Origin of the sequence: Prosthecobacter sp., from assembly GCF_029946185.1 — a bacterium.
GTDB lineage: Bacteria > Verrucomicrobiota > Verrucomicrobiia > Verrucomicrobiales > Verrucomicrobiaceae > Prosthecobacter.
Window position 1 is genome coordinate 36,140 of sequence record NZ_JAQSEA010000115.1, and the last position, 12,623, is coordinate 48,762.

Annotated in this window: 10 protein-coding genes and 1 pseudogene; 4 read left to right on the forward strand and 7 right to left on the reverse strand. The window is 58.4% G+C overall.

Annotation, left to right across the window (positions count from 1 at the left end):
* Positions 1 to 58: 58 nt before the first annotated feature.
* From PSV43_RS09235 to PSV43_RS09250, 4 genes are read right to left on the reverse strand one after another with little or no spacing between them, the layout of a single operon-like run.
* Positions 59 to 2,521, reverse strand: a complete 2,463-nt coding sequence (locus tag PSV43_RS09235; RefSeq protein WP_300196008.1) for a glycogen/starch/alpha-glucan phosphorylase — start codon at positions 2,519 to 2,521, stop codon at positions 59 to 61.
* Positions 2,522 to 2,545: 24 nt separating this feature from the next.
* Positions 2,546 to 3,325, reverse strand: coding sequence for a 16S rRNA (cytidine(1402)-2'-O)-methyltransferase (rsmI, locus tag PSV43_RS09240; protein ID WP_300196010.1), 780 nt, complete (start codon positions 3,323 to 3,325; stop codon positions 2,546 to 2,548).
* Positions 3,326 to 3,340: 15 nt separating this feature from the next.
* Positions 3,341 to 3,850, reverse strand: coding sequence for an LPS assembly lipoprotein LptE (gene lptE, locus PSV43_RS09245; RefSeq protein WP_300196013.1), 510 nt, complete (start codon positions 3,848 to 3,850; stop codon positions 3,341 to 3,343).
* Positions 3,851 to 3,910: 60 nt separating this feature from the next.
* Positions 3,911 to 5,188, reverse strand: a complete 1,278-nt coding sequence (locus PSV43_RS09250; protein ID WP_300196016.1) for a tetratricopeptide repeat protein — start codon at positions 5,186 to 5,188, stop codon at positions 3,911 to 3,913.
* Positions 5,189 to 5,451: 263 nt separating this feature from the next.
* On the opposite strand from PSV43_RS09250, the gene PSV43_RS09255 reads away from it, so the two are divergent.
* The 3 genes from PSV43_RS09255 to PSV43_RS09265 all read left to right on the forward strand — a co-directional run bounded on the left by PSV43_RS09255 (position 5,452) and on the right by PSV43_RS09265 (position 8,836).
* Entirely contained in the window at positions 5,452 to 6,288 is an 837-nt protein-coding gene (locus PSV43_RS09255) for an alpha/beta hydrolase (protein WP_300196019.1), read from the forward strand.
* A 39-nt stretch (positions 6,289 to 6,327) separates the two neighbouring features.
* Positions 6,328 to 7,596, forward strand: coding sequence for a glutamate-5-semialdehyde dehydrogenase (locus PSV43_RS09260; protein WP_300196022.1), 1,269 nt, complete (start codon positions 6,328 to 6,330; stop codon positions 7,594 to 7,596).
* Between the two features lie 157 nt (positions 7,597 to 7,753).
* Positions 7,754 to 8,836 carry a L,D-transpeptidase family protein gene (locus tag PSV43_RS09265; protein ID WP_300196025.1) on the forward strand — a complete coding sequence of 361 codons (1,083 nt, stop codon included), beginning with the start codon at positions 7,754 to 7,756 and terminating at the stop codon, positions 8,834 to 8,836.
* Between the two features lie 9 nt (positions 8,837 to 8,845).
* Here the strand turns inward: PSV43_RS09265 and PSV43_RS09270 are convergent, their stop codons facing one another.
* Positions 8,846 to 9,604, reverse strand: coding sequence for a DUF3313 family protein (locus PSV43_RS09270; RefSeq protein WP_300196028.1), 759 nt, complete (start codon positions 9,602 to 9,604; stop codon positions 8,846 to 8,848).
* A gap of 143 nt (positions 9,605 to 9,747) precedes the next feature.
* On the opposite strand from PSV43_RS09270, the gene PSV43_RS09275 reads away from it, so the two are divergent.
* Complete coding sequence (locus tag PSV43_RS09275) at positions 9,748 to 10,491, forward strand: glycosyltransferase (RefSeq protein WP_300196031.1); 744 nt, start codon at positions 9,748 to 9,750, stop codon at positions 10,489 to 10,491.
* Positions 10,492 to 10,809: 318 nt separating this feature from the next.
* Here the strand turns inward: PSV43_RS09275 and PSV43_RS09280 are convergent, their stop codons facing one another.
* Together PSV43_RS09280 and PSV43_RS09285 are read right to left on the reverse strand one after the other, a co-directional pair.
* Positions 10,810 to 12,267 (reverse strand): LysM peptidoglycan-binding domain-containing protein, encoded by a 1,458-nt coding sequence (locus PSV43_RS09280; protein ID WP_300196034.1) that lies wholly within the window; start codon positions 12,265 to 12,267, stop codon positions 10,810 to 10,812.
* Positions 12,268 to 12,417: 150 nt separating this feature from the next.
* Positions 12,418 to 12,623 (reverse strand): annotated as a pseudogene (locus PSV43_RS09285) (HNH endonuclease); the annotation flags it as partial.

A 12,623-nucleotide genomic window follows, 5' to 3' on the forward strand; every position in this document is an offset into this window, starting at 1 on the left:
CCTGAAGAAGTGATGCCCAAGCGCCTTGAAGACAAGGCGCGTCGGGCAAGCAATCTCTTCAGACGCTGATCTGGGGGAGGTTCCAGACTTTTTTGGCGTATTCGAGGATGGTGCGGTCGCTGCTGAACTTGCCCATGCGGGCGGTGTTGTGAATGGCCATCTTCTGCCAGAGGGGCTGGTCGCGGTAAGCCTTGTCCACTTCGGCCTGACAGGCGGCGTATGCGTCGTAATCAGCCATGACGAGGAAGGGATCGCCATGGGTCAGCAGGCTGTCGCGCAGCGGTTTGAATTCATCCTGGTTGCCGGTGAAATAGTCAGATGCCAGCCAGTCGATGCTGAGACGCAGCTCTTCACTGGCGTGGTAGAAGTCCCAGGGATTATAGCCCTTGGCGTAGAGCTCGGTGACTTGCTCGACGGTCATGCCGAAGATGAAGATATTGTCCGGACCCACCTCTTCAAGAATTTCGACATTGGCACCATCCAGCGTGCCGATGGTCAGCGCACCGTTGAGGGCGAGCTTCATGTTTCCCGTGCCGGAGGCTTCCTTGCCCGCAGTCGAGATCTGCTCGGAAAGATCCGCCGCAGGAATGATGCGCTCCGCAAGTGAGACTCCGTAGTTCGGGATGTAGATGACCTTCAGTTTGCCATTCACCCGAGGGTCGTGATTGACCTTGTTTGCGAGGGCATTGATGGCGTGGATGATGTTCTTGGCGAGGTAGTAGCCGGGAGCAGCCTTGGCACCGAAAATGAAGACACGGGGGGCCATGTCGAAGTTCGGATCGGCAATGATCTTGCGATACAGGGTGACGATGTGCAGCAGGTTAAGATGCTGCCGCTTGTATTCGTGCAGACGTTTGATCTGGACATCGAACAACGCATCCGGGCTGACACTGACCCCACAGGTGTCCTGAATGATCTTGGCCAGGTGCACCTTGTGCCCACGCTTGATGGCCTGAAATTTTTCCTTGAAGGAGGCGTCATCGGCAAAGCGATCCAGCGCGATCAGCTTGGTGGAGTCCTTCAACCAGCCAGCCCCAATGGATTCCGTGATGAGGGCGGAGAGCTGCGGATTGCACACGTCGAGCCAGCGGCGGAAGGTGACCCCGTTGGTCAGATTGAGGAAGCGGTCTGGATAGAGCTCAAAAAAGTCCGGGAACAACCGCTCGCAAAGAAGGCGCGTATGCAGCGCGGCCACACCGTTGGTCGCATGGCTGCCGAGCACGGACAGATGCGCCATGCGGACGTGTTTGCCTCCATGATCTTCGATGAGAGACAGACTGCGCTTCTTTTCTCCATCTCCAGGCCAGCGTTTCTCAACATCACCTTCGAGGAAGCGCTTGTTGATTTCAAAGATGATCTGCAGGTGACGCGGAAGAACGCGCTCAAACAACGCCGCGCTCCAGGTCTCCAGTGCTTCGGGAAGCAGCGTGTGATTGGTGTAGGAGAAAGTCTTCTGACAGATGTCCCAAGCCTGGCTCCATTCGAGTTTCTCTTCATCCACGAGGATGCGCATGAGTTCAGGAATGGCGACGGCGGGATGCGTGTCATTGAGCTGAACGGCGGCCTTGGCGGGGAACTCGCTCCAAGGCAAGTCGTAGCCGCCTTTGAAGCGTCGTACAATATCAGCGAGGGAGCAGGCCACAAAGAAGTACTGCTGCACCAGGCGCAGTTCCTTGCCGCTCTCGGTGGCGTCATTCGGGTAGAGCACCTTGGAAACGGTTTCAGCGATGGCCTTTTCACGCAGGGCCTCGATGTAGCTGCCTTCGTTGAAGATCTTGAAGTTGAAGTCTTCATCCGCCTGGGCCTGCCAGAGACGCAGCACGTTCACAGTGTTGCTGTCATAGCCGACAATAGGAATATCCCACGGCAGGCCGAGCAGGCATTTGGTTTCGACCCACTCATGATGTGGCTGGCCAAATTCGTCGAATTTTTGAATGACATGGCCGTAAAGCTTGACGGATTGACGATAGGACGGCCGCGCAATCTTCCACGGGCTGCCATCGCGCATCCAGGCATCCGGATGCTCGACCTGCTTGCCGTTGACGAACTCCTGGCGGAACAAACCAAACTCGTAATGAATGCCATACCCGATGGCGGGCAGATCCATGGTGCTGAGGGAGTCCATGAAACAAGCGGCGAGACGGCCCAGACCGCCGTTGCCAAGGCCCATGTCAGGCTCCTTTTGCACCAAGGCGTCGAGATCTTTGCCCATCTCAGACAGCGCCTGCTTGGTGGTGTCGTAGATGCCTGCATTACGCAGGTTGTTTTCCAGCAGACGGCCCATGAGATACTCCAGCGAGAGATAGTGCACGCGCCTGACGCCCTGCGAACGATGCTGATGACGCGACTGCGTGGCGCGCTCCATGACGCGATCCCGCACAGCCAGCGAGGTGGCCACATACCAGTCATTCTCACTGGCCGATTGAATGTAGGCTCCCAGTGTAAACCGCAGGTGATTGGTGATCGAGAGCTTGAGACTGTCGGTGGTGTTGAGAACGGCGCAGTTGGCGAGGGCTTCCATGAGTGTGCTGGGTAGTGAATGGGGTTACCAGGTCAACCACTTGGGTGGATCGACCGGCGCGATGAGGAGAGTGATTTCTCCTTTGGGCGTTTTGGTTTGGTAATGAGATAGCAGGATGCTTGCCGGACCACGTTTGAATTCCTCAAACTTTTTCGTCAACTCCCGTGCCACGACCACCCGATGCTCAGGCGCAGCCTCGGCCAGGATGGCCAGCGTATCGACAAGACGGTAGGGACTTTCGAAGAAAATGCTGGTGCAGTCACGCTGCAAAGCGGCTGTCAGCACGGTAGCACGCGCACCTTTTTTGTGAGGGAGAAAGCCGCCAAAATAGAAGGGAGTCGTGGGCAGTCCAGACGCAGCAAGCGCGGTGATGACGGCGCTGGGGCCAGGGATACCCTCCACATGCAGACCAGCCGCAACCATGGCCCCGACCAGCCGCTGCCCGGGATCAGACACCGTGGGCATGCCCGCATCTGAGATCAGTGCCACGCTGCCCCCCTGCCGCATGTGCTCAAGCAACTGGGGAATACGGTGCGCTTCATTGTGCTCATTGAGGCTGATGAGTCGCGCACGAATGTCATGGTGCTTCAGCAGCATGCCTGAATGGCGCGTGTCCTCGCAGGCCACCAAGTCCGCAATGCGCAGGGTGTCGAGCGCACGCTGGGTAATGTCGCGCATGTTGCCGATGGGCGTGGCCACCAGATGCAGGCCCGGAGTCAAGCGACCCGTGGCCACCACCGGCTCAATCAACGCATCATCTGCACCTTCAAACTGTTCTGCGGCTGAATCCGGATCCGACGACATGGTGCGGACAGAGGGTTACCAGCCTTCGGAAATCTGATCCGCTAGATTGTTGGCCAGACGCTGGGCTGCATCCTCGATAAGCTGGGTTTCCGAGAGCTGCAGATTCGCCTCAAGGATGATGTAAGAATCAGCGCTGGCGTTGCCAGCATGGAGCACCTTTCCTGATGCCACTTCCGTGATGCTAAACAGACAGGTCAATGATCCCATGATCTGCGAGGTGCGCAGGACGTTATTAAGGTCGGAACGAAACTGGGTGCGGTCGATGCTCGCAAGTTGCCCTTTCAAGACCGCTTCAGCTTCGCTTTTGGCGACGATCTGATACGAGCCGTGGTTTTGCAGCTGTTTGATGACCGCATTCGTCACGAGCGAGGCAATACGGGGCTCCAGCGTGAGATTTTCAAAAGTCGGCACCGCGATCTTGGTAATGGCGCGAAGATGGGTGGGTTTTTGAGCACCCAAGGTGTAGCCCGCACAGCCGGAGAGCATGAGGCAGCCAGATGCCAGCAGAAGAAAAAGCGAATTCATCCAAATAGTTAAAGAAGTGACCCTGCTGAGTAATGGCGTGCTGCCATGCCAGCGCAAGAATTATGACGCAGGCTTCGACGTGGAAGGAGCGGGCGGCACAGGCAAAGTTGAACTCGGAGACGGCTGCAACATGGAGGGTGCACTTGGGGAAGGCGGCACCGGCAGCAATGCAGGCTTTTCAGTATCAAGCACGGGTGGCAGCAAGGATCCAGCTCCAGGCGCAGCGGCTCCGGGACGGAGCGGGAGCGTCGGCTCCTGCAAAGGAATGGGCACAAACCCTTCGTCACCCGTACGCATTCTCGGCTTCTGGCTCAGGCGGGCCAGCTCCGGCGCCAGCGGGCCAACATAATCATCACGCGTCTTCAAGTTCCCCGCAGTCAGTGCCGTGTAGTCCTGACCCGGACCTTTCTTGGCATTCGACACACCCTCAGGATCAGCGGCGGCGAGCTCAGCCAGCATCGTGCGCGCTTCTGCCGAAACCTCTGGAGAACCAAACTTAAGCGCCTCATTGAGATAAATCGCTGCCGCCGGGGTTTTACCGACACGCTGGTAGTACTTGGCCACGTTGAGAGACTGGTTGGCTTCCGCCGTGTTGACCTGATTCAGGATCATCTCGGTCTCCTGTTTGCGCTCGCCAGCAGGATTGGTGGCGATGTAGGTGCGCAGCGCATCACGTGCAGCCAGGAGGTTGGAGGCGTCTTCGCTGCGCTGAGCAGCAATGTTGCTAATGGACCCAATGCGGAACTGGGCTTCAGCCGCCTGCGACGAGTTGGGGTAGTTTTCCACCACTTTATTATAGGCTTCGACGGCCTTGTCCTTCTCCTTCAGGTCCTGCTGAATTTCTGCGATGCTAAATTGGGCAAGGGGTGCAAATTTGCCAAAGGGTGCATTCTTGATGATCTTCTCGTAGAATTTAATCACCTCAGACGAGTTCATCTTCATGCTAATCAGCAGCATCCCACGCTGCTTTTTGCCGCCTTTGGCCTCTTCGGCGATCTCATACTGTTTCTCAATGGCGTCACTGAAATGCGGGCTGTCACGGTAGGACAGAATGAAGGTCTGGAACGCGTCAAATGCATCATCCATCTTGCCATTTTGGCGAATGATGAGGGCATTCTGGAAGGAAGCCTCCGCAGCGCTCGGGGTGAAGGCGTATCTCTTCACAATAGTCTGATACAGGCCCTGGGCTTTACCGACTCTGCCTGCATTCTCCGCCTGACGGGCTTGCGCCAGCATGGCGGAGGCGGCGAGCTCCTGCGACTCACGCTCGCTGTTCACAGGCACCACTTTATCCTTCTTGCCAGAAAACGGCCAAAGCGCAGAAGATGCAGTCGTCAAAGCAAGAAATGAGACGGCACATGCCAGAAATACTGACAGGTGAGCATGAGGGTGGAAATTCATCGTGAGGACAGTAAGTTCTAGATAGGCTTGCGTCAAGGTGGCAACGCAGTTGTCTCAGCAGTCATTCACCGGCCTTGTTTTGCCAGTTTCCCCGGTCTAAAGGAGACCAAATTATGCGCTATTTGGCCCTCCTAGCTCTCAGCTTTCCCCTTCTAACCCAATGTCAGGGCGCTTCGACTCTCCCGGCCGGCTTCCATGCCGTGCGGAACCTCGACTACGTCGGCTTAGGCAATCAGCGCCAAATGCTCGACCTCTACCTGCCTGACGCCAAGGCAGACAAACCGCACCCGCTGGTCGTTTACATCCACGGCGGCGGCTGGGAAACTGGCAGCAAGGACGAGGCGGATGTGCTGGCGGAACTCATCAAAGGCGGCACGCCCTACGCCGGGGCCAGCATCAACTACCGCCTCACGGATCAGGCCCCTTGGCCCGCGCAGATTCATGACTGCAAAGCCGCCATCCGCTGGCTGCGCGCCCATGCACAGGAATACAACCTCGATCCGGACAAAATCGCCGTTTTTGGCATCTCCGCTGGCGGGCACCTCGTCAGCATGCTCGGCGTCACCGGCGGGGTGAAGGAGCTCGAAGGCACGCTCGGCCAACATTTGGACCAAAGCAGCCGCGTCTCCTGCGTGCTCGACTTCTGCGGCCCGTCCAATTTCCTCACTTTCGGTGGCAAAGGCAGCGTCATCGACCCTGACGATCCCAAGGGCGCGATGGCCAAGCTCATTGGCGGCCCGCTCAAGGACCGCCAGGACGTCGCACGCAATGCCTCACCCGTCACCTACATCACCCCGGACGACGCCCCCTTCCTCATCATCCATGGGGACAAGGACCCCCTCGTTCCCTACGCCCAGGCCACGGAGTTTGATGCCGCTCTAGAGGCGGACCACATCCCCTCCACCCTTCTCACCGGCACCGATGGCGGCCACGTCTTCCTCAGCGGCCCGCTTTTCGAGCGTATGAACGCATTCAATGCCCGCCATCTGCAGGGCAAAAACGTCCAAATCCCCGAAGGAGCCGTTCCTTCCAAGTAAAACCCATAGCGCAACCTCTCCGGTTGCCCCCTTTTTGCAATGACCGATTCCGAAATCAAGTCCACCATCCTCGACATGGGCCGCCGCGCCCGTGCCGCCTCGTATGCCCTCGTCAAGCTGACCACCGAGCAGAAGAACGCCATCCTCGTCGCCATGGCCGACGAAATCATGGCCCGGCAGGAAGCCATCCTCTCCGCCAACGCCCTCGACCTCGCTCGTGCGGAGCAAAACGGCCTCAGCAAGGCCATGATCGACCGCCTCACGCTCGACCCAAAGCGCCTCCAAGCCGTGGCCGATGCCGTGCGCGAGGTCGCTCTACTCCCCGACCCTGTCGGCGAAAAGCTCACCGACTGGACCCGTCCCAACGGCCTCCACATTCGCAAAGTCCGCGTCCCCATCGGCGTCATCGGCATCATCTTCGAGTCACGCCCAAACGTCACCACAGACGCCGCATCCCTCTGCTTTAAAACCGGCAACGCCACCATCCTGCGCGGTGGCAGCGAGGCCATCGACAGCAACCGCGCCCTCGCCGCAGCCTTGCAGGCCGGTGGCGAGCGCGCCGGACTCCCACCCGACAGCGTCCAGCTCATCCCCTTCACCGACCGCGCCAGCGTCGAGCACATGGCACAGATGGATCAGTACCTCGACCTCATCATCCCACGCGGTGGCAAAGGCCTCATCGAGAAAGTCGTCGCCACCGCCCGCATGCCCGTCATCAAGCACTACGACGGCGTCTGCCACGTCTATGTCCATGTGGATGCCGATCTCGACATGGCAGCAAACATCATCGTCAACAGCAAGTGCCAGAAACCCGGCGTCTGCAATGCCCTCGAAACCATCCTCGTCCATGAGGATCTCGCCGCCACTTTCTATCCGCTCGTCGGTCAGCGCCTTCTCGAAGCAGGCGTCGAAATCCATGCAGATGCCACCGCCCTGCAGCACCTCGGCGTGCCCGCCACACCCGCCACTGAGGAAGACTGGAGCACCGAGTACCTCGACCTCATCCTCTCTGCCAAAACCGTCACCGGATTGGATGAAGCCATCGCGCACATCAATCGCTACGGCTCCCATCATACCGACAGCATCATCACCAAAGACCGCGCCACCGCCGAACGCTTCCAGCACGAAATCGACAGCGCCGTGGTCATGCATAATGCAAGCACCCGCTTCAACGACGGCGGCGAGTTCGGCTTCGGCGCCGAGATCGGCATCTCCACGGACAAGCTTCATGCGCGCGGGCCCATGGGCCTGGCAGAATTGTGCAGCTACAAATACCTAGTGGATGGCAGCGGTCAGGTGCGGCCCTGAATCTTGGGTAATACACTTGTCGAACGACTCTCGCATTCCAGCCATGGCATCTTTCTTGCGCGCATCTTTACTTGCGGGATCGTGTGTCCCCGTTCTCTTTGCGACGCTCAAATTCAGGAAAAAGCCATCGCAGGTGCGATTGGCTTTTCATTTCCCCATGAACCCTCCGCTTTCCCGTCTTCTTCCCCTGCTCTTCCTTGCCTGCGTCTCCGCATCGGCGGTGCTTCCTGATCCCCTGCCGAAGGCACCCGAGCCCATCGATGACATCTTGCGTCTGCAGATCTTTCTGGACACACAGCTCTTCGGACCGGGCAAACTGGATGGTCGCCCCGGTGAGTTCACCACCAAGGCACTGAAGCGCTACCAGCACTCCCATGGACTTCCTGAGACCGAAATGGAGACACACACCGTGGATCTGTCCAGCGTTCCGGAGGTTTACACCAACTACACCATCCGCGCAGAAGACCTCAAGTTCGTCGGGGACCTGCCTCACCAGCCTTCCGCACAGAGCAAAAAGAAGTACCTCCCCTATGACTCGCTGCTGGAGTTCCTGACCGAGCGCTTTCACAGCGCACCGGATCTGCTGGAGTTCATCAACCGTCCCATGAAGCTGGGCGCGCTCAAGCCGGGCGATGTGGTGAAGGTACCCGCCGTGCAACCCTTCCTCATCGAAGAACTCGCTGAGGTGCCGAAACTGCCGGAGGTGCCCGAATTTCTCACGCGTGTCATCAAGATCGACACCCGCGAAAAGGTGCTTGATGTATGGGATGGAGAAAAACTGCTCGCCAGCCTGCCCATCACGCCCGGCAGCGGCCACCTCGCCACGCCTCCCGGCACCTGGCGCATCCTTGGCATCACTCAACTGCCCACCTTCCGCTGGGACAAAAGCGTGCTCGAGTACGGCGTGCGTAGCAGCAACTTTTACGAACTCCCCATCGGCCCGAACAATCCCGTCGGCGTGATGTGGATCGGCCTGAACCGCCCGGGCATCGGCATCCACGGCACCAACTCGCCACAGAGCATTGGCCGCAGCTCCAGCCATGGCTGCATGCGTACCGCCAACTGGGATGTCGTGAGGCTGGTGAAGCTGATCACGCAGGGCATGACCGTGATCATCGAGGGGCCGGCCCCTGAGCCGCGCCCCGTCGTTATTGCCAAGGCGAAGCCAGTGGCCCCCGCCCCTCCGCCACCGGAGCAGCCCAAGCGCGGCTTCTTCTCCAGACTGTTCGGCAGGAAATAGAGACGGCTCTCAATTGGGTCGCAGCGTGATGGCGCCCGAATCCTGCACCTTCCAGCCACGCGGAGACCGCGTCATCTGCTCAAACTGCATGGCCCAGTACCGCATGGTATTCACTGCATGCCCGTAGGGCTGATAATCCCGCACGTTGATGAAAGTCATCTTGTCGGCCTCGTTGTCAGCGAACTGGAAGAAGGCGCGGCCTGATGTGGAGTCCACCACCCTGCCCTCAATGGCCATGTTGCCTTTGGTAAAATAAGCCGCCAGTCCGATCACCGGTGTGACCACGAACTTCAGCACGGTTACTACCGCATTTCCCTTGGGGCTCGTGGGATTGAGTTCGATGATGGCCAGTTGCAGTGTCAGCGTATCCTTGCCCGGCTGATTCACGAGTTGGTACAGCGGCGTTGGAGATCTACGAAAAGCCTCCACAAAATCCTCCCTCAAGCGCATGGCAACATCGGCCTCCCGACGCCGCACCCCACCCCATGCGACCTCTCCGGAGGAAAACGCCCGGTTCAGCGGACGCAGATAATGCAGCGTGACCGGAGCGATGTAGAGCTTTCGTTTCGCCTTTCCTTCCGCCAGCACCTGCGGCTCAGGAGTGGTCCAGATTTTTTGAAAGCCCAGTTGTGCACGCGCATCCTGGGCCCGCCACGGCTGCTCAAAAAACGGCGACAGCGCGACTGGCTTCGCTTTGAGCATGCGATTCGTTGAACTGCATGCAGGCAGCACTAGCAGCAGCGCAAAAATTGAGTGCAGAAAACGCATGGATGATGAATGCCCGATAAAGACACAGAACCCGCTAGCACCGCAATACCAGAGCTCCGCAACTAAACAAAAGATGCCTTGGCTGCATGGATTTAGCTTTTACCGACCGTTGTTTCCACTGAACATCTGTCATCAGTCCTTTCATGCCACCAGCCACCGTCCATCTCGTGATTCCCTGCTATCAGGAAAGCGGGCGCATTGGGCCGTTCCTCACGGAACTGTGCGAGGTGACGCATCAACTCGGTGCTGTGACCGTCCAAGTGGTGGAAGACGGCTCGGACTCGGCAGAGGCTGCACGCATGCGCGGCATCATCACCCCGCTCTGCCACCAATATGAGCACCTCCTTCCACCGCTCTTTCTGCCCCAGAACCTGGGCAAAGGCGGAGCCGTGTATGCCGGCTGGGATCAAGCACCGCCGGTGGACTGGCTCGCTTTCGTGGATGCGGACGGCTCCTGCTCCGCCACCGAAGTCGCCCATCTCATTCGCAAGGCCCGGCAGCAACCAGCACCACTGACAGCAATATTTGCCTCCCGCTGGGATCAGACCAGCACCAAGGTGCAACGACAGTGGAAGCGGCGGCTCATGGGCCGTATTTTTGGCACGCTCGTCTCCACCCTGCTCCACATCCCCATCCATGACAGCCAGTGCGGGCTCAAACTCGTTCCGCGCTCAGCCTATCAGCGCATCGCGCCGAACCTGCGTATCCTTGGCTTTGCCTTTGATGTCGAACTGCTCGCCGCCCTGCATGACAGTGGCTGCGAATTTGAAGAGGTATCCATCGCCTGGCATGAAACCCCCGGCGGCCACGTGCATTTGATCCGTGATTCGATCCGCATGGCTCGGGATGTTCTCGCCATCCGTAAACGACGAGCTCACAAAAAGTGATCCCACGCGCCCTTAAAAAAGGTTCTGAATCAACGGCGCTCAGCTAAGGGCATTTAAAAAATCTGCGGGTTTCCTGAATCTGCGGGAAAAACTCTGGCCTAAGCATCACAGTTATACCACGCGCCCTTGAAAAAAGGGACTGAATCAACGGCACTCAGCTAGGGCATTTAAAAAATCTGCGGGTTTCCTGAATCTGCGGGAAAAACTCTGGCCTAAGCCATCACGGTTATACCACTCGCACCAAACCTGCAAAACCAAGACCACCCTCCGCCGTCGGCAGACCCGTTTTCAACGGATCATAGCATCAGAGGCAGACAACTACTCCCACTTCAACTCGGTGCCCACCGGAAGCAGACGCACAGCACGGGCGATGTCCCAGTTCGTCATGCGAAAGCCGCCAACGCTTTCCTGCTTCATCATCGTACCAGGGATGCTGGTACCATGCAGCCCATAGGGCAGAGGCTGCGGGTCACCACTCTTGGCCAGATTGATCCACACAATGCCCACCGGATTGTTGGGTCCGGCAGCAAGCCGGTAAGGCACAGTCATGGGTGCAGCGGCATCGCCCATGCTGGCAAGACGCGGACGCGCAACCACATCAAGGATCTTCCAAATTTTACGCCCACGCAATCCCGGGCGCGCTGATGAAACGGGCATGCTGGCAATGACGACATCTCCACGGCGAATGACCAGCCGACTGACGCCCAACATGCTGGCGGAGATGGGTGCAGCAGGATCGGCGGCAGGCTGCAGAGGCTCCGCCAGCGCATTTTCAATTTCGAACGGCAGCACATTGGGCACCAAAAACACCGCACCAGGAACATTGCCATTTTTGACACCGGGATTGATGTTGCGCAGGAAGGACTCGGCAGCATGAAATCGTTCTGCCACAAACTCCCAACCGGAACGGTAGGCCATAAAGGACTCATGGGTCAGTTCCTCTAAAGTAGGCAGCGGCCCCATGGACTTCCCCTTCACCTTGCCTCCGGCTGCGCTGCCAGGATGGGGTGAGATCCAGCGCATGTCGGCTGCGCTGAGCACATACTCAACATAGGGCCCGCCGATGGCCTTCATAGCGGCCGAAGACTGACCTTCGGGTGTGTGCAGCTCTCCGGGATGTGCTTTCTCAAAAGCTTTGTACGCCGCATCATACATCGGCCCCGCTGTGCCATCTATCGGACCGATGGTGAAACCTTGGCGATCCAGAAAGGATTGGATGAGCACCAACGAAGCGGCTCCCCAAGCCGCAGGCGGCAGCGCACGGTGGGGCTTGGTCGCAATCAACACCGGCGCAACCTCCCGTAACGGAGCAGGTGCTTTCTTGGGCGTCGCCTTGGGCGCGTCCTTGGCCGCTGCTTTTTCAGCGGCAACTGCAATCTCAATCATTGCTTTGATGTCATCCGCCCCCGGAACCTTCACCACCTTCCCGAGGACTATTCGGTCGTTCTTCAGATCGTTGAAAATCCTGAGCTGGTCCACCGTCACACCGTGGGCACGAGCGATCACGGTAAGGGAATCACCCTTCACCACCACGTGTTCGAGCATCGCCGGAGGCGGCCCTTTGGGAACAATCTTGGCGACAGGCACCGCTCCGCCCTCCTTTTTCGGCATCCCTGGCTCACTGGGGTTGCCTGCGGGATCGACGACAGGCTCTTCGATGGAAAGGCCCCAGGCCTCCGCCGCAGAAGGCTCCACCTTCCACGGCCATTTGACCGCCTGCTCCAACCCCGGCTCAATGACGAGAGTCGCGGGCTTCACCGTTTCCACCTGTGCCATGAGCAAGCTTGAAAGGCAGCCAGCCAGGACACAAAACATCCATCTGGCTTTCAATGGCAACAGATTCAGCAACATTCGGTATTCAAACCGCATTTGCTGCGTTCACAAGTCACTGTTCACACCGTCACGGGGAAAATCCATCAATTCGCATCACTGAACAACATCAGTGAACGCCCCAGCAGCCATAAACCATTCACGTTCGATGATCCGCTCCGGAGCATTAAACTGCAGCAGGTTCACCGTCACGCGCCCCACGGCTGTTTTAGGAATGACGAACAGGCCGCGCATTTCAAAGTGATCATTCCAGTCCTGCTGGCGTGGATGAAACAGCGCCGTAAGCTCCAAGGTAGCCGGAT

Bases quoted from the DNA above. Each gene is read 5' to 3' on its own strand.
- PSV43_RS09275 (WP_300196031.1), top strand. From the start codon at position 9,748: ATGCCACCAGCCACCGTCCATCTCGTGATTCCCTGCTATCAGGAAAGC.
- PSV43_RS09265 (WP_300196025.1), top strand. From the start codon at position 7,754: ATGAACCCTCCGCTTTCCCGTCTTCTTCCCCTGCTCTTCCTTGCCTGC.
- PSV43_RS09260 (WP_300196022.1), top strand. From the start codon at position 6,328: ATGACCGATTCCGAAATCAAGTCCACCATCCTCGACATGGGCCGCCGC.
- PSV43_RS09270 (WP_300196028.1), bottom strand. From the start codon at position 9,604: ATGCGTTTTCTGCACTCAATTTTTGCGCTGCTGCTAGTGCTGCCTGCA.
- PSV43_RS09280 (WP_300196034.1), bottom strand. From the start codon at position 12,267: ATGGCACAGGTGGAAACGGTGAAGCCCGCGACTCTCGTCATTGAGCCG.
- PSV43_RS09235 (WP_300196008.1), bottom strand. From the start codon at position 2,521: ATGGAAGCCCTCGCCAACTGCGCCGTTCTCAACACCACCGACAGTCTC.
- lptE (WP_300196013.1), bottom strand. From the start codon at position 3,850: ATGAATTCGCTTTTTCTTCTGCTGGCATCTGGCTGCCTCATGCTCTCC.
- rsmI (WP_300196010.1), bottom strand. From the start codon at position 3,325: ATGTCGTCGGATCCGGATTCAGCCGCAGAACAGTTTGAAGGTGCAGAT.